The organism is Hominimerdicola alba (genome assembly GCF_900109655.1).
Taxonomy (GTDB): domain Bacteria; phylum Bacillota; class Clostridia; order Oscillospirales; family Ruminococcaceae; genus Hominimerdicola; species Hominimerdicola alba_B.
On the sequence record NZ_FOAT01000020.1, the window covers coordinates 20,628 to 41,268 of the forward strand.

19 protein-coding genes are annotated in these 20,641 nt (G+C 42.8%); 5 read left to right on the forward strand and 14 right to left on the reverse strand.

Annotated elements, in window-relative coordinates; genetic code table 11:
• Nucleotides 1–8: 8 nt before the first annotated feature.
• From BMY75_RS15460 to BMY75_RS15470, 3 genes are read left to right on the forward strand one after another with little or no spacing between them, the layout of a single operon-like run.
• The gene (locus tag BMY75_RS15460; RefSeq protein ID WP_074835617.1) at nucleotides 9–347 is read left to right on the forward strand and encodes a plasmid mobilization protein; all 339 of its coding nucleotides are present in this window, start codon (nucleotides 9–11) and stop codon (nucleotides 345–347) included.
• Nucleotides 347–1,453 (forward strand): relaxase/mobilization nuclease domain-containing protein, encoded by a 1,107-nt coding sequence (locus BMY75_RS15465; protein WP_074835620.1) that lies wholly within the window; start codon nucleotides 347–349, stop codon nucleotides 1,451–1,453. Before BMY75_RS15460 ends, BMY75_RS15465 begins: the two co-directional genes overlap by 1 nt.
• Nucleotides 1,404–1,685, forward strand: a complete 282-nt coding sequence (locus BMY75_RS15470; RefSeq protein ID WP_207646281.1) for a glutathione S-transferase family protein — start codon at nucleotides 1,404–1,406, stop codon at nucleotides 1,683–1,685. Before BMY75_RS15465 ends, BMY75_RS15470 begins: the two co-directional genes overlap by 50 nt.
• Here BMY75_RS15470 and BMY75_RS15475 read toward each other — a convergent pair.
• The 4 genes from BMY75_RS15475 to BMY75_RS15485 all read right to left on the reverse strand — a co-directional run bounded on the left by BMY75_RS15475 (nucleotide 1,657) and on the right by BMY75_RS15485 (nucleotide 6,134).
• Entirely contained in the window at nucleotides 1,657–3,972 is a 2,316-nt protein-coding gene (locus BMY75_RS15475) for an ATP-binding protein (RefSeq protein ID WP_074835626.1), read from the reverse strand. The genes BMY75_RS15470 and BMY75_RS15475 overlap by 29 nt on opposite strands.
• Before the next feature lie 106 nt (nucleotides 3,973–4,078).
• Entirely contained in the window at nucleotides 4,079–5,044 is a 966-nt protein-coding gene (locus BMY75_RS15480) for a glycosyl hydrolase (RefSeq protein ID WP_074835629.1), read from the reverse strand.
• 75 nt (nucleotides 5,045–5,119) lie between these two features.
• Nucleotides 5,120–5,281, reverse strand: a complete 162-nt coding sequence (locus BMY75_RS18105; protein WP_207646282.1) for a hypothetical protein — start codon at nucleotides 5,279–5,281, stop codon at nucleotides 5,120–5,122.
• 145 nt (nucleotides 5,282–5,426) lie between these two features.
• Nucleotides 5,427–6,134 carry a hypothetical protein gene (locus BMY75_RS15485; RefSeq protein ID WP_074835632.1) on the reverse strand — a complete coding sequence of 236 codons (708 nt, stop codon included), beginning with the start codon at nucleotides 6,132–6,134 and terminating at the stop codon, nucleotides 5,427–5,429.
• A gap of 188 nt (nucleotides 6,135–6,322) precedes the next feature.
• Here BMY75_RS15485 and BMY75_RS15490 point away from each other — a divergent pair, with 188 nt between their 5' ends.
• Nucleotides 6,323–6,532: an excisionase gene (locus tag BMY75_RS15490; RefSeq protein ID WP_074835635.1), complete on the forward strand. Its 210-nt coding sequence runs from the start codon at nucleotides 6,323–6,325 to the stop codon at nucleotides 6,530–6,532.
• Between the two features lie 182 nt (nucleotides 6,533–6,714).
• Nucleotides 6,715–7,962, forward strand: a complete 1,248-nt coding sequence (locus BMY75_RS15495) for a tyrosine-type recombinase/integrase (RefSeq protein WP_074835638.1) — start codon at nucleotides 6,715–6,717, stop codon at nucleotides 7,960–7,962.
• Between the two features lie 46 nt (nucleotides 7,963–8,008).
• Here the strand turns inward: BMY75_RS15495 and BMY75_RS15500 are convergent, their stop codons facing one another.
• The 10 genes from BMY75_RS15500 to BMY75_RS15545 all read right to left on the reverse strand — a co-directional run bounded on the left by BMY75_RS15500 (nucleotide 8,009) and on the right by BMY75_RS15545 (nucleotide 20,640).
• A complete protein-coding gene (locus BMY75_RS15500) occupies nucleotides 8,009–8,455 on the reverse strand; it encodes an AAA family ATPase (protein ID WP_074835641.1) in 447 nt (148 codons plus the stop codon).
• Between the two features lie 168 nt (nucleotides 8,456–8,623).
• Nucleotides 8,624–9,226, reverse strand: coding sequence for a Fic/DOC family protein (locus BMY75_RS15505; protein WP_074835644.1), 603 nt, complete (start codon nucleotides 9,224–9,226; stop codon nucleotides 8,624–8,626).
• Entirely contained in the window at nucleotides 9,226–9,426 is a 201-nt protein-coding gene (locus tag BMY75_RS15510; RefSeq protein WP_074835647.1) for an antitoxin VbhA family protein, read from the reverse strand. The genes BMY75_RS15505 and BMY75_RS15510 overlap by 1 nt, the downstream gene beginning before the upstream one ends.
• Before the next feature lie 87 nt (nucleotides 9,427–9,513).
• Nucleotides 9,514–9,915 (reverse strand): 8-oxo-dGTP diphosphatase MutT, encoded by a 402-nt coding sequence (gene mutT / locus BMY75_RS15515; RefSeq protein ID WP_074835650.1) that lies wholly within the window; start codon nucleotides 9,913–9,915, stop codon nucleotides 9,514–9,516.
• 1 nt (nucleotide 9,916) lies between these two features.
• Nucleotides 9,917–13,033: a DEAD/DEAH box helicase gene (locus tag BMY75_RS15520; protein WP_074835653.1), complete on the reverse strand. Its 3,117-nt coding sequence runs from the start codon at nucleotides 13,031–13,033 to the stop codon at nucleotides 9,917–9,919.
• A 36-nt stretch (nucleotides 13,034–13,069) separates the two neighbouring features.
• Entirely contained in the window at nucleotides 13,070–15,334 is a 2,265-nt protein-coding gene (locus BMY75_RS15525; protein WP_074835656.1) for a DEAD/DEAH box helicase, read from the reverse strand.
• Complete coding sequence (locus BMY75_RS15530) at nucleotides 15,327–15,647, reverse strand: nucleoside triphosphate pyrophosphohydrolase (RefSeq protein ID WP_074835659.1); 321 nt, start codon at nucleotides 15,645–15,647, stop codon at nucleotides 15,327–15,329. Before BMY75_RS15530 ends, BMY75_RS15525 begins: the two co-directional genes overlap by 8 nt.
• Nucleotides 15,648–15,667: 20 nt before the next feature.
• A complete protein-coding gene (locus BMY75_RS15535; RefSeq protein WP_074835662.1) occupies nucleotides 15,668–16,843 on the reverse strand; it encodes a Wadjet anti-phage system protein JetD domain-containing protein in 1,176 nt (391 codons plus the stop codon).
• Entirely contained in the window at nucleotides 16,830–20,015 is a 3,186-nt protein-coding gene (locus BMY75_RS15540; RefSeq protein ID WP_207646283.1) for an ATP-binding protein, read from the reverse strand. Before BMY75_RS15540 ends, BMY75_RS15535 begins: the two co-directional genes overlap by 14 nt.
• Nucleotides 20,008–20,640 carry a DUF4194 domain-containing protein gene (locus BMY75_RS15545; protein WP_074835667.1) on the reverse strand — a complete coding sequence of 211 codons (633 nt, stop codon included), beginning with the start codon at nucleotides 20,638–20,640 and terminating at the stop codon, nucleotides 20,008–20,010. The genes BMY75_RS15540 and BMY75_RS15545 overlap by 8 nt, the downstream gene beginning before the upstream one ends.
• Nucleotide 20,641 lies beyond the last annotated feature (1 nt).

Sequence of the window (20,641 nt, forward strand, 5' to 3'; positions counted from 1 at the left end):
GAGGTCTAATGAATAGAAACAGGGATATACAGATTAACATAAGGCTGACCGAAAAGGAACTTGATATGTTCGAGCGCAAAAGAGCAATCAGCGGTATGAGCAAGACGGACTTTTTCATGAAGCTAGTGCGAGACTCTAATATAAAGGTATACCGCTTTGATGATGAGGTCAAAGGGATAATGCACGAGCTGAGAAAGATCGGCGTTAATCTGAATCAGGTGGCGTATTTTGCAAATACTTTCCAGAGCGAAAAAGCACAGGTCGCGCTGAGATATTATGAGAAAAGTTTTTGTGAGGCGATGGACAGGCTTTCGGCTTTTCTTGACAAGCCCCTTGTGGAGGACTAATGCCGTTCGGGAACGTCAATGTGGATTACGCGCCTTGCAAATCAGTCGGAGCGCTGAAAGCTTCGGCGGATTATATGCTCGGACAGAAAAAGGAGCAGATTGAAAGCGGTGTGAGAAAGACTTCCGAGGGGCTTTATACTGCCCTGGGCTGCAACCGTGATAATTTCGCAAACGGCATTTTGGTCACGCGTAAGCTGAACGGTAAAAGCTACTCTAAGCACAAGGCGAATACTATTCTTGCGCATAAAATGTCGATCTCATTTCACCCGCTGGATAATGTCGATCACAAAACAGCCTTTGAGATAGCGCAGGATTTTGCGGAGCATTTCATACACAGCAAGGGCTATGAAGTTTTGTTTGCGGTGCATACAGATACCGACCATATTCACGTGCATTTTTTGATCAGCAACTGCAATATGGAAACTGGCAAGTCGTACAGGCGCAGCCAGCATGATCTTTATGAGATGTCGGAATACTTTGGGAAGAAATGTCTGGAGCATGGATTTACGAATTCGGTTCGGGAAGGCTTTTACAATCACGATATGTCACGTCAAAAAGACAAGCTGACATTCGGTGAAGCGCAGATGAAAAAGCGAGGTGCAGAGAGTTTTAAGGACGAACTGCGTGAAGTAATAAGAATAGAAATCACTGACCCGAACAACCGCACTTTCGATGATGTTATTCGTAGTTTGAAAGAGCATTACAATGTGGAGTGCAGGGTCGCGGGGAATACGGTGTCTTATAGGCATCCGCAGTATTTGGACAAGAACGGAAAGTCGGTTTCTGTTCGCGGAAGCAGGTTAGGAGATCTATATACGAGAAAGGGGATAGAATATGAGCTTACAAAGAAATATCGAGAATACTCCACAGCGGGAACTTTCCGGGCTGTGGGAGAACGTGATGAAACTGAAAGCAGAGGAACGTCAGACGGCAGAGGACAAGTACCAGACCGCACTGCTGCTCGCAACAGTAGACAAGATGTGCGCGGTCTTGACGGATTTTATGAAAGATACGCAGACAGAGCTGCGGAAGATGAACGAGAATCAGCTGCGGCTGTTGGACATCCAGGAGCAGTATCGTCAAAGCGTAAGAAGAGATGCCGCTAAGGTGCTGAATGATAATCTTAACAATATCATCAAACAGCAGAACGAGATGTTTGACAAGCTTCTTGAACACAGCAAAAACGCCGTTTCGGAGATGGAAACGGCGGTGGAAAAGAGTGCTGAAAATCTTAATAAGGCAAGTCATTCGGCAGGACTTGTCGGATTATGGTATAGCCTTGCGCCCGTCGCGGTCATAGTGCAGACGGTCATTCTGCTGTGGCAGTATTTTCACTGAGCGCAAGGTATGACGGTAGGTTTGTTATTCCCCCATGATTGAAATACTTGACCGCAAGTGCAGCTTTCTCGCGGAGATCGTCATCGGACATCACATCGCGGTATATCTTGAACGCACGAATAAAATACTGCTCGGCGGTTTGGATACCGCTTATCTGAGAAGTGATCCCGGCTATGTCGAAAAGGAGGTCGGCGTAGTCGGAGGTCATCTCGGAGTTGGTCGCTTTTACGAAATCAGCACATTTTTGCAGCGCGGTTATCGCTCGGCGGGCTTCACCCGTTTCCGCGAGAAGTCGGGCGTAATTTCGGGACATGAGAATAACATCATGGGTCGGAGCGTTCACCTCGGTGATGATATGCATAGCTTTCTCCATACTCGGCTTGGCGAGGTCGGTCTTGCCGTCCACCTGATACAGATAGCCGAGGTTCATGTGAAGATTGGCGGCAAGCAGAGGGTTATCCGTCGGGTCGCACATATTTATAGCACGCTTTTCAAGGTCGATGGCTTTCTTGTAATTTCCGTTCAGTAGACCTTCGCAGGAGGCTTGGTTGTTCAGCAGTAGGGCGCGATCGTTTGGAGTGCCAAAATTATCATCGGAAAGGGGATTAGACATAACGCTCACAAGTTTTTTCATACCACTTGCGTAACGATACTTTTCCATATAGGCGAAAGAGTCCTCAAGAAAAAGCAGATAATCGGATTTATCGCAGACCGTGATCTTATCTGCTATGTTTTCCGTAATAGCAAACAGCGTGGAATAGTAAGGAATATCATTGCCATGTTGCAGGCAGGTGCGGTGGATATTATCAAGCAGAGGGCGGCAATTTTCGGTATCAGGTACAAGGTCGGAAATGATTATTTCCTGAACAAGCGGATACAGCGCGATCTTGTCCATTTCGGGGTTCTGAATGAAGCCCAGCTCGGTCAGGTCGTTGATCGTGTCCATGCTTTCAAGGCTTATCAGCTTGGCAAAAAGTCTGCCGCGGATACCGTTTGCAGGAATAAAAGTCGCATAGCGCATTACCGACTGCATTTCTTCGGACAGCGCAAAAAGCGAGAACAGCGTCTTGATGTGGTTGTGATAAGTTGCCTTTTTGGTGTGACCGTCTTTCGTGATGGATATTTTGTCGCTCGCTTCGGGCGCGGCAGTGCTTTCGGATAACTTGGAGAGGACTTCGTTCGGTTCAAGGATCCCCGTCTGCAATAGCCTTGCTGATAGTTCAACCAACAGAGTGTGTCGGTGTACGGTTTCGATAATATGCTCGACTATTTGCCGCTGATTTGGGGTATCGGTATAGAAATACGCGGCAAGTGATACCAGACTTTCAAGGTCGGCAATTTCGTTCAGTTCGTAAGTATATCCGACTTCAAACTTACTGCGGGTAGTGAACAGCACTTTGCAGTTGTATTTCATCAGCAGGTCAAGCTGCGGCTCGTTCGCGGCTGTGGTATTGAAATTGTCGATTATAAGCAGCGTGTCGGGTTTGAGGGAGCGCAGAAATCGGTTGTGCTTTTTGAAGCGGGTGGTGTTATCGTCAGACGGGAGATCGTCGGCAAAATCCATGTCCTCAATGAGCGTTTTCAGGCTGTCGGGGTAGGAGAAATACAGAATGTTGGTGTAATCTTTTTTGTGGGCCTTGGCGTAGGTTTTTGCGAACTCGCTTTTGCCTATGCCCACAAGACCCGTGATGAAAATCTTGCTGTGCTTTTCAAGCAGAGAATGGAGTGCTTCAAGCTCGGAATCTCTGCCGCAGAAATGCTTGCAGGGGTTAGGAACAGAGCCCGACATTATGACTTCGGCAGCAACAGGTGACAGCGTTCCGCTCGTAAGGAGTTTCGTTTCACGTTTTTGAAATTTGCGCTCCATTCCGAAAAGCATTACTGCGGAAATGAAGTCTGCCGCGTCAGTAGAATTCTGCGGAGTATAAAGCTCCGTGAGTTCGTTTTTCTTTTGGTCGGATACAGAAATGTCGTTCATCAGCAGATCGTAGATCTCCTGCGTCGCTTTATTCAAGTCGGTCATCATCGGGAAAATCTTTTCTTCAAGGTCGGAGGCGAGATATTCTGCGTAGCCGTCCTGCAAATAGAAGCGCGTTATTGTGGGACTGATTGGGTCTTTGCCCTTGAACCAGCGGTTTACTCTGCTTTGATCGAAGTCGAAATCGTCATTTTCGTTGGCAAACTCGTTGAATAGCCGGAACAAAAACTCAGACTGGCTGAGAGCTTTGGCTTCGCTTATGTATTCGGTTATGATATTAATGATCGAGCAGAAATCACAGCGGGTCATGGGGTGCCTCCTATAAGATAAATGTTAAGAATAATATATCACAGATCGGAGGTTTTTGCAATATTTTGCAGTACAGTTTTTAGGACTTTAATGATTTTTGGGGTTGTCAGACTGAATAAAGCCGCGGCAGCTTGTCGATAGTCACGGCAAGCTCGCTGTTATAAACTTCTCGGAGATGATCGTAAGAGGTGTATTTCTCACCGAGACAGAATTCGCGCGACCATGTCATAAAATACGACCATGCGGCTTTCTCGCTTATTGTCGCTTCGACATCGGGCAGCACACCTGTCTCGGCTATTGCAGAGATCTTTTGAGAAGTAATTGCTGTCAGTTCGTCAAATTCGCTTTTGTGCGATGTGTATTCATGAGCTGGAGGGTACATATCCCGCGAGATAATATCAACGAAGTCGTCTCCGGGGTAGCCGTCTTTAAGTGGGGAATTCCATACCCATATCAGATTATGGAGCCCGCATTTTTCAGTGAAATGCTCAAACATCAGCCGATAGAGCCGCTTTGCAGTCTCCGCACCCTTTGCACCCCACCAGAACCATGTTCCCTCGGATTCGTGGAACGGTCTCCAGAGTATAGGTATGTGTTTATCATTGAATGGGCGAATGAGTCCCGCCATGTAATCCATGTCGGACAGTAGTGCAGTGTTTTCAGGCGTGCCGTGAACAAGCGCCTTTTCGACATCGAAGTTGGTGTTCTTAGAAAAGAACGATTTTGAATGTCCGCCAAGAGGGGAGAACCAGTGCCATGTAAAGGTGATAAGTCCGCCTCGCGCTGCCCACTCCCACGCTTTTTGCAGGGTGCCGCGGTTCAGTTCGATCTCCGTGATACATTCATCATCGGTGTCGAGATAGTTGATGTTGGGCGAGTACGACAGAAGCTCAAAACCCAGCAGCGCGGGCTCTTTGCCTGTCACATCAAGGATATTGTGCAGTTCCTCCTGTGCCATCGTCTGTGTGTGCTGACCCGTTATCATCTTTTTGCCGTTGATATCTGCAAGGTATCGCAGGACATTTTCTACTTCGGGTATAGCATTTTTGTCGGCGGGGTTATAGTAATTCATATCGTATCACCTAATTTATGGAATAATCACAAAGCACACTTCCCGCGGCAGGGGAATGTGCTTCGGCAGATGTGTTTATGCGGTTGCTTTTACCATCGCTGCAAGAGCCTGAACATCTTCTATCGAGAGGTCGGTCGCTTTCGCAATGTCCTCTACGGAAAGAAGATCCATTTTGATGAGTCTTATTGCGATCTGGTATCTTTCCTGACGCTCTCTTTCAGCGCCTATTTCTTCCATGATCTTGCACATTTCTTCTCGACCTTCTTATGTGTTTTTGAGCTGGTCAACTCGGTCAGCTAAATCCTTATAATACATATCCTGCGGCAGGCTGCACTTGAAATCGTGCATCAGCTTGTCGAGGGGCGCAATAGTATCATGTCGGTCACTTCTCGCGTCTGAATACATAATGATCGGGCTTCATACCGCCATAGATATAATCGCCCATTTTCCATTCCAAAATCAAGTATTCCGTACCATTGATCTTCTTTATTTGATACGTCGCAGCAGTCGTTCTGTGCAGATTCAGAACATATCCCTTTGTCCACTTATCATACCACGTTGTATCCATATAGGATTGAATAAGGCTGCCGTCAGAGAAAAACTCTATTGATCTCAGATACAGGTCTTGTGAGATTTCATTTTCATTGAAATCTGCGGCTCCCTCTAAAAAAGTGACCGATCTCCATTTCCCCAAAACAACATGATCAGGAACAAATGGTAAATTGATATCATCATGCCGACCGAGCGTTTCTTTGTTGTAATGAAGGCTGTCACGCTTTATAAATACTTCGGTTTTATTCTCTAAATGAAGAAACAAATACTGTTTATCATCTATTGACCTGATCTCATATTTATAGGAAAGTATCGGTTCGTCACCGCCGTAGTGTATCAGAAGTACGCCCTTTGTCCAGCCCTCATATATCCAATATGGTTCTCCGTCGGGCAGAAAATAAAGGATATGAAATTCGCCGCTTACATCATTCAGATCGGTTATTGAAACAGCCGATGTGCTTTCTGTCCACCCGATATTCTCCCATTTTCCGATAACTGCTTCATCATTTATGAAGTCAAGTCCGTTTGCTATTTTCATAATAATCGCCTGCCTATATTATTTGAAATCCTTACACTCGCCCACGATAATATTATACCACACCCCGCCCGCACCGTCAACCATCAGAACCATTACTTCACAGAAAGGAAAAAATAGAAATGGAAATCAAAGTCAACATTACATTCACAACCGATATATAACAATCTGAAACATGGAGGTAATATTTTTTGAACAAAAAGACAACAATAGAAGTTCCCGTATGGGAGAAATCCAACCTCACCCTCGAAGAAGCCGCAGCGTATTTCAATATCGGCCAGAATAAGCTGCGTGAGCTTACAAATGAAAGCAATTGCGGCTTTGTTATTTGGGTCGGCACTAAAAGATTAATTAAACGCCTGAAACTGGAAGAATATCTTGCAAAGGCTTATTCTATATAAATATGTAGTTGACATTGGGGCGCGTCCGGTGTATAATATAGTAAACAGTATTGAAATTGCTGCTTTACGAACGTCGCAAAAGCATATATTCGACTTTTACTCGTTCTCAAAGCGCAATTTCTAATGCCGTTTACTATAATAACATCAGACGTGTCCTCTATGTTATGAAAGAGAGGTTTATCATGGCAATAGAGAGACGCAAGGATAACAAGAAAAGAGTCCTGAAAGAGGGCGAATATCAGAGGTCAAACGGGTCATTTGAATTCAAGTGGCGTGACAAGATGGGCAAACGCCATTCGGTGTATGCCAAGACACTCGATGAGCTTCGTGAGAAGGAACTTGATGTACTTAGAGATACGCTTGACGGCATAAACGTGGACGTGAAAAATCTCACGATAAACGATCTGTACAACAAGTGGAAAACGCTGAAAAAAGGCTTGAAGGACAACACCTTTTCCAACTACAAGTATTCCTATGAGCAGTTTGTGGAGCCGAAGTTCGGCAGGATAAAGCTGACCGACCTTAAACGCACAGATGTGAGAGCGTTCTACAATTATCTCGCTGACGAGCGGCACATAAAGGTCAACAGCATCGACTGCATACATACCGTACTCCATCAGGTTCTTGGGTTGGCCGTCGAGGACGACTATCTGAGATACAATCCTTCCGACAACGCTTTGAAAGAACTGAAACGTGCGCACAGCAGCGACTTTGACACAAGGCGGGCACTGACACTTGAAGAACAGCAGATCTTCGAGAACTATCTCGCAGGCTCGGCTAAATACGCGCACTGGCTGCCGATATTCACGGTTATGCTGTGGACGGGCATGAGAGTGGGTGAGCTGACAGGGCTTCGCTGGGAAGACGTTGACTTTAAGGAAAACACGATAAGCGTAAATCACACGCTGGTGTATTTCAGTAGAGGCAAGCAGAACGGTTGCACGTTTGCGGTGAACACGCCCAAGACCGAAGCAGGCAAGAGAATGATACCTATGCTGCCGAAGGTGAAGGAAGCGCTTTTGAAAGAAAAGGCATTTCAGGAGAAAGTCGGCATCAGCTGCAAGGCGGAGGTTGATGGGTTCAGCAATTTCATATTTGTCAACCGCTTTGGAAGTGTTCAGAATCAGAGTATGCTCAACAAGGCGCTGAAAAGGATAATTCGCGACTGCAATTACGAGCTGCTTGACAAGAGCGGAGGTAAAGAGATCACGACGCTGCCTAATTTCAGCAATCATTCGCTGAGGCACACCTTCACAACGAGAATGTGCGAGGCGGGAGTGAATATCAAGGCGATGCAGGATATTCTCGGACACGCCGACGTTGAAACGACTTTAGGGATATACGCCGATGCGACAAAGGATTTAAAGTCGAAAGAGATAAGAGGTTTCGAGGAGTATTTCAAGTCACTGACCGAAGAAGAAAGCGAGTGAAAACTTACGACCAACTTACGACTGATTTACGACCGACTGTAAAGAATTACGAAGATCTATGTAAAACGAAAAATGCAGATTCCCCTAAAATAAAGGGTTTTGAAGGGCTGCGGAGAGTTATGAATTGTCGGGGATGTTTTCCCGACAATGAATACTCAATATCTTTAAATCGATTTCCAAAAACAATACTGCCTTCATAAAATCCTGTGACACCTAATGACTGTCCATAAGATGGTTTTTCCCACTTCCCATCTTTTTCTTTGATTTCTCTTTTCTTCCCCTCAAAATCAAATTGTATATATGCACCATCTCTAGGATTTCCAAAATAATCGTAAAATGAAGGAACATAAAAAGCTGCTGCAGCGCACGAAATAACCGTACTCTTTCCTGAACCATTCTCACCAGTTAACGCATATAAACCTTTTACCGTAGGTATTTCAAATTCAAAATCGTCAATATTTTTTACATTGTGTATCTTTACTTTTATAGACATAATTCTTACTCCTTTTGGGCATATATAAAATCTTTATCACACTTTAGGTTTGGGTAATATGTATATGGAGCTTGCAATACTTGAATCATAATAGCTTACTCCATTATCTCAAATCATTATAATCTAAAGTTGCTATAAATACAGCAACATGTAATCCTCGGAGACGTGCTATTCCTCAACAGTACACTTCACAATAATATCTCTGAAAGCCATACTATCCACCACCGACCTGATCGCTGCTTCGAGCATCGTATCCCTATCTACACGGCTCCAATCCAGCGAAAAACGATAGTGCAGTGCCATACAGCGTATCAGCTCTCGAATGCTTCGTCCGTTGCCTTCACGGAACGGATGAATGATATTCAACTCAGACATGATATAGGAAAGACGCTCGATTTGGTGTTTCCTGTCGGTTTCGTGCAGCATATTATCATTGTGTAGTTTTGAAAACACCTTATCGAGTTCCTGATTTATCAGGTGAGGAGGAAAGAACAATGTATCGCCTTTACTGATCTGCTCACGGCGGATATGTCCCGCAAATGGGTAAATATCCTCAAAGAGAAAACGGTGAATATTGATAAGCTGTGTCTTGGTGAATCTCCCTTTGATGGGCGATTCCATAAGGATATACTGTTTCAGTGCGGTGATTTCCTCCTCCGCCTGTTTCAGCTTGTCCCTATCCCGGATGTTCAGCTTGTTTTTCAGCACATCGGAATCAGGATAGCAGTAAAGTGATTGTACTGTGGTGTATACATCATATTTTGAAAACATTACTCCGCCCTCTGGTATTTTGCTTTCAGCTCTGCCATTATCTGTTGTAAATTTGCCTGACCACTGGCATATCTGTCGAGATTGTGTCTGCTTGCTTCGCTCAGTGTAAGTCCTTCGATAGCCATAGTTCCGGCAACGCTGCGGATCATCTTTTTGTGTTGTTCGGAGCTTACAGGCTTTCTCTGTGCTTGTGGTTTCATAATCATACCTCCTTTGCGAGTCTCGGATACTTCTTCATATATTATTATATCATCTTTATGCCGAAAAAGCAATAGCATTTCCCGGTTTTACGCCATTTGAATGCGAATTCTGTCTACCAATCCCAAATCAGCCGGCAACCACTTAACACTACCAAGCTCATCCTTTGTAAGCCATCGCCCCTCCTGTGCTTCTAGCAGCACCAACTCCCCTTCTATGATCTCACACCAGAAGCAGTCCATAGATAGGTGAAAATCGGGATAATCGTATTCTATAGTTTCTATAAGTTCGCCAACTCTGATCGTAGTATCAAGCTCTTCACGAATCTCTCTTACTAAGGCTTGCTGCGGAGTTTCACCGGGTTCAATCTTTCCGCCCGGGAATTCCCATTGACCTTTGTATTCGCCATATCCTCTTGCCGTTGCGAAAATGCGTGTTTTATCCTGCAGCGAGTCGCATATCACGGCTGCTACAACTTTTATAGTTTTCATATCATCCCACCGTCAACTGATTTGTTTTCTTCAGATACTTCGCTGGTATAGGCTTGCGAAGCTTCCACACAACGTTCATCGGCTTAGAGCCTTCCGACTTAACATAATCTGCTAATCCTAAGAACGTATAAGGTGCAGCACCTAATTTGTTGCTCTTGTATTCACGGACAAATATCATAACGCTTGTACCCATTTCACGATGATGTATGTAGCGCTGACCTGTCTTGCTCTGGGGAGTTGTAGTGCTCTGACTCTGCCAATGGAACAGTTCACTGTTTATAGAATAATCGTTATACATGGTTGTGGGCGAGTAGTCTTTGTCCGACTTGTTGAGCGTTACAAAGAACAAGTCTACTTTCTTGTCATCAAGATATTTACAACCCTCACGAACAGTATCGGGCTTCATGAAGTCCAGCGCCACAAGTATCTGATCTCTTGTGTAACTACAATGCACATCCAGAGGACAGTCATAATCCACCTGCACAGGCTCGTCGATGAAGTCTATCTTTTCATATTTATAGTACAGCAGTTCAAGTATCTCCGCCAACATAACAGGAGATCTAGCAATCTTCCTAAAGCCTTCAAGCAAGTCGCTGAAACCGCAATTTTCATAAGACTTCTGCCATATGGTGAATTGCAGCATCTGCCACATTCTCCGCTGTACGCCGTCAAAATCGTCGATAGTATACTTGTCTATCTTGGGAAGATAATCTGCAACAAGTTCAATCAGTCGGTGCGAATCGATATATGAAAGCCTCGGAAGTGCTTTTGTGATAATTTCCTCCATATCCTCTGAGAAGTCTTCTTTGACACCTGCCTGCACACACAGTCTTGAAAAACTGTTTTTCGTACCGTAAATGGCACTAAGGTCAAGATTATAGTAGCTTAGGAAGTTGGCAAGTGTAAGCTCTTTTCCGCTGTCCTCAGTGAAGCTAGCAAGACGCTTTACGATAGCACTCTTGTTGCCCACAGCCTGCGTGATATTATCGAGAATATACTTCTGAGCCATCTTCTCCAGCTTTATATAACAGCCCTTCGGCAAAAGCGGAAAACCGTTCTCTATTTCATCTTTGACACTTCTCTGAGTGTTGCCCAACAGTGCCGCAAACTTAGACTCAAAGTTATATTTCAAATGCGCCTGACCGATAAAATCAAGAACCGTCAGACAGTCCTTGCCCTCGCTCAAACGCAGACCACGTCCCAGCTGTTGCAGGAACACCGTCAAACTTTCGGTAGGACGAAGGAACATGACAGTATTGACTTCGGGGATATCCACGCCTTCGTTGTAAAGGTCAATGGTGAATATGAATTTTAACTCGCCCTTTGCAAGCCTTGACTGCGCAGAATCACGTTCATCTTTCTTGCTGTCAGCTGTCAGAGCGATTGACGGGATATTATTCTCATTGAAACGCAGAGCCATATACTCGGCGTGTTCTTTTGATACGCAGAAACCCAGTCCCTTGACCTTTTCGATGTCCGCAACATACTTGTTCAGCTCTTTCAGGATCAGCATCACACGCATATCGTTGCCTGTGTAGACATTAGAAAGTGCTGTCCTATCGTATCCTCCGCGAGACCATTTTATATCGTGCAGGTCAACATCATCAGACACTCCGAAATAGTGGAAAGGACACAGCAGTTTCCTGTCTATGGCTTCGGGCAGACGAATCTCAGCCGCAATTCTATTGTCAAAATACGGCAGTATGGTCTTGCCGTCCATACGCTCGGGAGTAGCAGTCAGTCCGAGAAGTATCTTCGGCTTGTAGTATTCAAGAAGACGCTGATATGTAGGCGCAGCGGCATGATGGAACTCGTCTACGATTATGAAATCATAAAAGTCGGGGGAGGTCGTTTTATCGAGTGCCTGCGAATTGAAAGTCTCGATAGAGATAAAAAGCTCATCAAGGCTTGTGGGCACTACTCCGCCATAGAAAAGCTCACCAAAATTCGCATCATGTAGCACTCCGCGGAAGCATTTGATACTCTGCTTCAAAATCTCTTTTCTGTGTGCCACAAAGAGAATTCTTGCACGCCCGTTCTGCTGTCGGAAACGCTTGTAATCGAAAGCAGAAATAACCGTCTTGCCTGTACCCGTTGCAGCAACCACAAGATTCTTGTAGTGATGACGTATCTCGCGCTCGGCTGTCAGCTTGTCCAGTATCTCCTGCTGATAGGAAAACGGACGAATTTCAAAGCTGTAGTCGGTGCTGTCACCCTGGTATTTTTCAGCTTTGAGAGCCTGCATAAGATGCACTCTGTCCTCGGCTGAATACAACGAAAAATCAGTGCTGTTCCAATAGTTCTCAAAAGTCGCATTGATCTTGCGAATGGTGTGTGGCTGATCGTGAGCGGTGATTTTCAGGTTCCATTCAAGCCCGCTGGTCATTGCGGCATTAGACATATTCGACGAGCCTACATAGGCAGTCGTGAAGCCTGTGTCACGATAAAATACATAGGACTTTGCATGAAGCCTTGTTCTTTCGGTATCGTATGATACCTTGATTTCAGTATTCGGAAGCTTGCTAAGTTCCTCGACTGCTTTAACATCTGTAGCACCCATGTAGGAAGTTGTGATAACACGAAGCTGCCCACCGCGATTGGTGAATTCGGTGAGCTCGTCCAAAATAAGCACAAGTCCGCTCCACTTGATGAAAGAGACCAGCATATCTATCCTGTCGGCAGAAACTATCTCCTTTTTCAGCTCGGTCATCATCTGCGGTTCGTGTCCTGCACCGGTGAACAGTGAGCTTGAAGCGAGTGAAGTTTCGGGGCGTGTCATTGTGATGCGTCCACGTACTGCGTCAGCATTGTTCTGCATATTGGCAACAGCAAGAAGCTGCTGTGCGCGTTCATCAACGCTCAGACCATCGAACTCATCATCGCCTGTAAGCTCGGTAACAGCCGATACTATTTTATTAGCAAGACCCAGCTGTCCTTCGATATCATCACCTGCAAGACGTGAAAGTCCCTTCTCGATGACCTCGGAGAGATACCCTGCCAGCACCTGCGGAGCTTCCGCCTTGTCAATATTGCGCTTATCGATAAGCTGTGCGGAATCATCTATTCTATCTGATAGGTCTTTGTTTATGACTTGTTCGTATAGTCCGGGTTTTAGCATGGGGGCACCTCCTAGATCATTGCTTATTTTTCTTTTTTATTTTTCAAACCGCCCATAGTAGTTTTCCAGCTTCTCATCACAAATATCAAGTATCTGACTGATCTCATCATCGCTCAGGTTTTTCCAGACAGTAGGCTCGACCTCGATGATACCGAGCGTTTTTGTATGGCGAAGCATCTGCATATCCTCAAAACGTTTGAAAGGATTGGACAAGATGTTCCGCTGGGCTTCCTTGTCGGTATAACCGCCCTTTGCAAATATGCTGTTGGGCTTCTCGACTACAAGTCCTGAATTTCTGCGGTTTTCATAGTAATTGCTGAAGAATGAGGAAATATCGTCAATCTTGACTCTGCCTTTCTCATCGGCACTGGTAAAGATCGCTTTCAGCAGGACAGGCTTGTACGAATAGCTCATATCCATCTGCTCGACCATTTCCATGAACAGCTCCTTGCGGTTGCTGTCATTTATCAGCTTCCAGCCGTTTGTTTTTGCGGTAGCTTCAAGGGTTTCTTCGGTGAAGTATTTTAGCTGTTTGTGCTCGCTCATGGGAACTATCAGGTCGGGGATTATCTTACCTTCACGGATATACCGCTCGACAGTTTCGGACTGCACATCCACACGGCGGATAAACTCCATCTGCGAGATCATGCCTGCTGCTTCCTCCTGCCAGTTGAAAACATCGACAGCTTCGTAATCAGTCACATTTACGGGATAGTCTATAAGTGCGATCGGCTTCTCGCCTTTTTCGTATAATTCTTCTTCGGCAGCACGGTCTTTTCCGAGAACAGTCTGTCCTGGACGATATGCTTTCAGTTTAAACAACCTATGAATGGAATATGGCATATTATACTGGCTGGCATTGTCCACAAAGTCGAACACCATGAGAAAATCTTTGCCCTCGGCAAGTCTCATACCACGACCAAGCTGCTGAGTATACAACACCTTTGACATGGTCGGTCTTGCCATGAAAAGAACCTCTGTCTCGGGACAGTCCCAGCCTTCATTCAGAAGATCACAGGCACACATAGCCTTTATCTCGCCTTTCTGGAACTTTGCAAGCATCTCTTTGCGTTCCGAAGACTTCATACTACCGCTGACGGCAGCAGCATTGACTCCGCGCTCTCTTATCATCTCCGCTATCTGTTCGGCGTGCTTTACGCTCGCACAGAAAATCACAGTTCGCTTGCCGCTGACATATTCCATGAATGTGTCCACAATCAGCGTGTTGCGTTCGGGAACGAATATCTTGCTTTCAAGGTCACGGATATTGTACTGGACGCTGTTGAAACGAACTTTTGTCAGGTCGATATTCGTATGTATGCGGATACAACGCACAGGCACAAGTTCGCCGATCTCCACAGCAGTCTGTATGTCCAGCTTGTGTGCAGTGTTCTTGAATATCTCGATGATATCTTTATCGTCTGCACGTTCGGGAGTAGCTGTAAGTCCAAGAGTGAACTTCGGCTTGAAATACGCAAGCACCTTCTGATATGTATCGGCAGAAGCGTGATGTGCCTCGTCGATTATTAGATAATCAAACTCGTCCTCACGGAAAAACTCTAAATTCAGCGCAACACTTTGGATACTACCGCATACGATAAATGCGTCTTTCTCCTTGACGGCATCACCGAACTTACCGACAGATACATCTTCCCATAAGGTCTTGAATGTCTCATAAGCCTGATTTACAAGCTCGATGGTATGTGCGAGGAACAGCGTCCGTCCGCCGAACTTTTTAGCGTCGCTGACAGCGGTAACGGTCTTTCCCGTTCCTGTAGCGTGGTAGAGCAGAGCGATTGTTTCATGGCGCATACGCATTTCTTCAAGCGACTTCAATGCCGCCAGCTGATGTTCTTTCAGCTGTAGATTCTCGGCATTGATCGTCTTTGCACGCTGTGTTGGCAGATAATCAGCTATCTCACGAAACAGTGGGTGAGAACCGAGGAAGATACGCAGTTCGTCCTTTACAGTATCAGGCTGCACTTGCAGCTGACGAACTGCCCAGCGGTAAACGTCCCAGCCATTAAATATCATGCTGTTCTGTTTCAGCAGGTCGTCATAGAATTTATTGCGTGACACGGCGGAAGGATTATGGCTTGCCTCATCGTCAATCTCGATTGCGATACGCTTGCCGCCATTTTCAAGAAAGAAATCTGCATAGCGGTCGTTCTGATAAATATCGGTGAAATGATACTGCGGATACAGAAATGCCGCTTTTTCCGCACCGAAAGCATCAGAGAAAAGTTCAATGAACAAATTTTCCGGAGCACTGCCGCTTGGCGTTACAAGTCTTTCACTCATTTCCATCCTCCACATATTCAAGGTATATCTTATCCTTGAAACCACCGCGCTTTTCGACCTTAGCCTTACGGACAGCTTCAAGCCCCGATACCGTCCACCCTCTTGCTTCTGCTATTGAGTACATAACTTCGAGCATATCAGCAAGCTCCTCGATGCTTTTATCAGCCTGATACTCGGCACACTCCTCGTTCAACTTTTTGTCAAGCTCGGTTATGTATTCATCTTCAGAAAGCGTATGCGTTACGGGCTTTTTGCCTGCATTTTCAATGATCTCGGGTATCTTGTCACGGACGAGTTTGTTATGTACTTTCATATTTACTCCCTGATATTTGATTATAAGTCGTCATCCATAGCTTCCTGTTCAAGTTTACAGTTGTTATCAAGCATATACATGACTATTTCTGAAAATTCGCTGTCCAACAACGAATTCAATCTTTTGGTATCATTGTCTGTCAAAGGTTTTGTATATTCATTAAACCGCTGTAATTCTTTTATTCCCATCCTATATGGCTGAAAATCTATCTCTGTCTTTTTTCTCAAATGCAGAAGTATATAAAATCCCCCGGCATCAATATCCCCGTAATGATAATATGAAACATCGGGATTGTCGAAATATATTTTCTTTATAAAGTTTCGTCTGTGGGAATTATGATATCCTCCCAGATATACAGCAAATGTATCTTCATCAATATATGCGTTGAAAGTTGTAAGATTTTCTATGGTCATAACTTTTGTTCCATTGACTTTAATACTGTCAATGCTTTTTAGTATTGCTGAAGAAACTGCAATATCTCCGGTCAGCTTAGAAAGATCTATGATCTGTCCGCTGATTTTCAGAATAGCATTTCCTTTTATGTAAACGTGACCCGGATTTTTAATGATATTTAGATCTTCCAGGATAGTTTCCTCCTCAGGAAAATCTCCATATTGAAATAACAACCTTCTGACCTTATTCTTTATTGCTTCAAATGCTTTGGAATCACCCAAAATTTTAATTGAAAAATCTCTTATGTAAGTTTCCTCTTTAACTTCTAAGATATTTGCTACAGCTTCAAGCAGGCTCTCATATTCCAAAAAATCACCATCAAAAAATTCAGCTTTCTTATTCTGTGCCAATCGTTCGACCTGTGCTTTGCAATATTCAGAAAGTATCTCATTTCTTTCTGAATATCTATCAAGCAGTTCTGAGATTTTTTGGTTCACCTCTTGCTTGGGTGTCCTTGACAGATACTTATAGACATCATCGATCATTTGATCATTGAGCTTTACCGAATCTATAACACCATTCTTTTTCCTTGATGCTACAACAAAGCCTTTTCTTTCCAGTTCTTCAACGGTCTCATTTATGCTGTTAAACAATTCATACTCTGCTTCATCATAATACTTGGAATACAGTTTTGAAATCTTAACGGTAAAAGTCTGTCCACGCTTATTATCGCCTACAAAACTCTTGCTGCGTTCATATTTATCCAAAAGGCTATCGAGTATTGTTCGTTCATATTTCGTCATAGGAGAATTCCTCCGCAATACTGTTATGTTCGTCATCTTTAAAGATCATTATGATATTATCTGCATGCTCGCCTATCAATTCTAGCCTTGAAGTCGGAGCAGCAAGTATAACTTGAAGATCTTGTGCTTTAAAAAATGTCAGCATACTTGCTATACGTTCTTCATCCATTTTGTCAAATGCTTCATCAAGCATAATGACCCTTATAGTCTCACCTATGCTGTAAAGCTGTACAAAAGATGCAGCTATCGCAACATAATAAGGTGTCTGTGTTTCACCGCCGCTTTTCTCACGGTATATCTTAGAGAATTTCTGCGTTTTTCCGTCTTTGGAAACAATATCAATATCATAATCAAGATAACTTCGATAATCGGTATACTCATTTATTACGTCATCACCATTTTCATCAGATACAGTCAACTTTGAAAACAGTTCATCCATTTCATCGTGATATTCTTCATCAAATTGAGTTGAAAACAAATTGAAGCCACCTATATTCACTTCTGATGTTATCATATCATAAAGACGTTTTTTCTTTTTATCAGGAGCCCAGTCAAATCGATATGAGTCATTTCCATAATATATAGGTTTTAGTGTTTTATTTAATTCCTTAAACAGAGTTTTTGCCTTCTCAATGTTTTCGCGCATTTTTGCAAGAAAACTCTCTTTGAACTCAGTTTCACAGTTTTCTCTTATGGTACGAAGTTTATCTTCATAGCTAATTAAATCATGTCTTGTAAGGTTATTATATTCTTCTGTGTAATCAGGCATCATATTTATACCCGTTCCGAATTCACCATCCTTATACTTTGTCTGTAAAGCACTGAGTTTTCCAATAGCATCCGTTTTCTGATTTAATAATACTGCCTTTCTTGGCTGATAATTATTATATATAGTACCGGCAGTTTTCGTCTTTTTATGATCTTCAAACTTCTTGTTTGCCTCCGCCCGAGCTGATTCTTTACCATTACAGAGTTTTTCTATCTCAGACGAAAGAATTGCTTTCTCTTCCATGCGCGTTCTTATTTGATCATTTAATGATTTAATTACAAACTCACCATTAAGTATTTTCTTATCAAATCCTTTCAGTTCTTCGCTCTTTTCATCAAGTTGGTTTTTTATTGTTTCCGCGTCCATCTGCAATTTCAAATACGTCGGATCGTTTTCTGCTTCTTTCAGATCTTTTTTCAACTTCTCTAAATCATCATTAACTTTTTTTAGGTCAACAGGTGAACCAACAACGTCCTTCAATATTTCAAAATTACAATTGTTTATACTTGCCTGTACTGTATCATATCTTACTTTCTGCCCATCAAGTTCTTTCTTCTTTACCAATAATTTTGCATGTTCTTCCTTCTTTATCTTTAACTGCTGAGCAAGGGCATACTTACCTATATACGGCATATAATATGTTTTCGGATCTATCTTTCTGAGTGCATTTCCCTGATACAACATACAACCTTTGGTAATAGCTATACTATGCTCCTTTAATTGAGAAACGCTTTCACACATAGTTACTCTCCCAAGAAGGTAATTTACATATGCACGAGCATAGATATTCTCACTTTTAACAACACTCGCCAAACTTGTATCAGCATGAACTATTTTCGTATCCAGTTTAGCTGTATTAACTATTGCCGCTGTATGTATCCTGGATTTGTTTCTGTCATATACTTCAGCAGCAATATCATAATACTGTGGTTCAACTATAATATAAAACTTTTGCGTGTTAAGATAACCTTCTATCGCATTCTGCCATTTTGTATCTGATATTTCAAGCAGATCGGCAAGTATATGCACATCTGATGAAATACCTCTCGCAGAAAACTCACTTTCAATCAAATCTCTGAGTGCAGTGATATTTCTATCATATGTTATTTTGTTACGCTCCAGGTCACCGATCTCTTTTGATAATGTTTCAAGCTTTTCATTAACATCTTTAAGCATAACGTTTGTTTCTGTCAGCTTTTCCTGTATTTTTTTCTTGGCTTCTTCAAAGGCACTCTCCAGTTCAATTACTATATTATTTCTATGTTGAGTGTCAGCTGTATCATTATCTAAAACAACAATATTGCCACAGTCGTTCTGTGTTAATTCGAAAACAAAACGACTGGCTGCACTTATCCTATTTAACTGAGTTTTCAGTTTTTTCACTTTCTCAGATAAAAGCTCTTTGTCTTTTTTCTTGTTGGAAATATCGGCTTTTATCGTAGCTATCATCTGAGCTGTCTCGCCGGATTTTATCGCAGACAAAATATCGGTATAGCGCTCATTCAAAGTGTTTATATCATCTTTAAGAGCCTTCGACTGCCCACTATACTGAGCTATATTTTGTTCTTCCAGTTTTATCGTTTTGGTTTTATCAGTGATTTCATCATCTTTTGCTTCTTGTTCCGCCAGCTTTATCAATATCTCTATAACAAGTATCTGGTAATCAAAATGCATTATGTCATTATATTTATCCTGTATGTTTTTGAGATCATCGACTTGCTTCTTTACTTCTTCAACGACCAACTGCATTTCCTTAAGATTTCTTATATTCTCTCTCAGTGCAGCGATATCTACATTCCTTTCAGGAAGTATAAACTGCGACACGAAACTCTTGACATCTTTCATGGGTTTAAAAGCAAGTGATCTTGAAAGTAGTTCAAAAAAATTATCCTGCAAATGTCCAAGACGAGCCTTGAATCTATCCTTGGCCTGTGTAGTCTGCATAAAGCTGATCTTTTTTCCATTGTTTTTGAACTGCTCATCTCTGGAAGGTTTATTATCAGTTATAAATGAAAGTTGTTCAAGTCTTCCTTCTTCGCAGAACCATTTTTTCTTTGGAACACTTTCGAGGTCGGGAGAATCGATCTTCACACCCAGAATGAAATATCGCTGCTTAGCTTCCTCATATATTTCAAGGGCTACATATGAGATAACAGCACCTTTACGAATAAACTCATTTCCTTCTTCACCGGTTTTGCCGCGAACATAATTCTTCAGATTTCGTTTGCTGTCCGTATTGGCTGCAAGGTTGAATCTTCTACTGTTTGTAGTAAGAATCAGCTGCATTGCATCAAGGATAGTTGATTTGCCTGCACCATTATCACCGGAAAAAAGATTTGTATTTTTAAAATTTATCGTTACATTATTGAAATAGTGCCAGTTTATCAACCGAAGTTTAGTCATTATCTTCTTCGTCTGCAATGTCATCGCTCTCACCGCCCTTTACATATTTATCAAGCTTACTTTTAGCATCTTCGTATAGTTTATTCAGTTCTACTCCATCAAAAGCCAGCATGATCGAAGGAAATATCTGCAATCTTGTTTCCGGATCACCCATATCCGAATCAATATTTGAAATGATATGATATCTTTTAAACATACCTAAAACAGATCGCATATCGACTTTTTTCAATCTATCACTTTTCAGACTGCGATATCTTTCATAAAGCTCATCTACCTCAATTATCACTTGTTCATTCTGAGATAGTTTTTTCTTTTCTTCAATATAGATAAGTCGTAAAAAGAGCAGAATAATACTGTCAAGCAATCTTAATCTGATACGTCCTGTTCCAAAGCTGTTATCCAGTGCAATCAGACCTAGCTCCTCGTTTATAATAATATCATATCCCAGCAAATAAAAGAATGCTTTAAAAAGTTCTTTTTCTTTTAGGATAAAATAATAGCTCATTTTAGTGTCAGCACATTCTTTCAGAATAAAGCATTCATTAAGCAGCTTGTTTGCATTTTGTCTGAATTTGTCCTTTGAAACAGATCCCAGAATCTTCTCAAAACGTTCTTCAAGCTCCATA

Coding starts and splice junctions, on each gene's coding strand:
- BMY75_RS15460 (WP_074835617.1), top strand. CDS start 9: ATGAATAGAAACAGGGATATACAGATTAACATAAGGCTGACCGAAAAG.
- BMY75_RS15465 (WP_074835620.1), top strand. CDS start 347: ATGCCGTTCGGGAACGTCAATGTGGATTACGCGCCTTGCAAATCAGTC.
- BMY75_RS15475 (WP_074835626.1), bottom strand. CDS start 3,972: ATGACCCGCTGTGATTTCTGCTCGATCATTAATATCATAACCGAATAC.
- BMY75_RS15480 (WP_074835629.1), bottom strand. CDS start 5,044: ATGAATTACTATAACCCCGCCGACAAAAATGCTATACCCGAAGTAGAA.
- BMY75_RS18105 (WP_207646282.1), bottom strand. CDS start 5,281: ATGGAAGAAATAGGCGCTGAAAGAGAGCGTCAGGAAAGATACCAGATC.
- BMY75_RS15485 (WP_074835632.1), bottom strand. CDS start 6,134: ATGAAAATAGCAAACGGACTTGACTTCATAAATGATGAAGCAGTTATC.
- BMY75_RS15495 (WP_074835638.1), top strand. CDS start 6,715: ATGGCAATAGAGAGACGCAAGGATAACAAGAAAAGAGTCCTGAAAGAG.
- BMY75_RS15500 (WP_074835641.1), bottom strand. CDS start 8,455: ATGTCTATAAAAGTAAAGATACACAATGTAAAAAATATTGACGATTTT.
- BMY75_RS15505 (WP_074835644.1), bottom strand. CDS start 9,226: ATGTTTTCAAAATATGATGTATACACCACAGTACAATCACTTTACTGC.
- BMY75_RS15510 (WP_074835647.1), bottom strand. CDS start 9,426: ATGAAACCACAAGCACAGAGAAAGCCTGTAAGCTCCGAACAACACAAA.
- mutT (WP_074835650.1), bottom strand. CDS start 9,915: ATGAAAACTATAAAAGTTGTAGCAGCCGTGATATGCGACTCGCTGCAG.
- BMY75_RS15520 (WP_074835653.1), bottom strand. CDS start 13,033: ATGCTAAAACCCGGACTATACGAACAAGTCATAAACAAAGACCTATCA.
- BMY75_RS15525 (WP_074835656.1), bottom strand. CDS start 15,334: ATGAGTGAAAGACTTGTAACGCCAAGCGGCAGTGCTCCGGAAAATTTG.
- BMY75_RS15530 (WP_074835659.1), bottom strand. CDS start 15,647: ATGAAAGTACATAACAAACTCGTCCGTGACAAGATACCCGAGATCATT.
- BMY75_RS15535 (WP_074835662.1), bottom strand. CDS start 16,843: ATGACGAAATATGAACGAACAATACTCGATAGCCTTTTGGATAAATAT.
- BMY75_RS15540 (WP_207646283.1), bottom strand. CDS start 20,015: ATGACTAAACTTCGGTTGATAAACTGGCACTATTTCAATAATGTAACG.
- BMY75_RS15545 (WP_074835667.1), bottom strand. CDS start 20,640: ATGGAGCTTGAAGAACGTTTTGAGAAGATTCTGGGATCTGTTTCAAAG.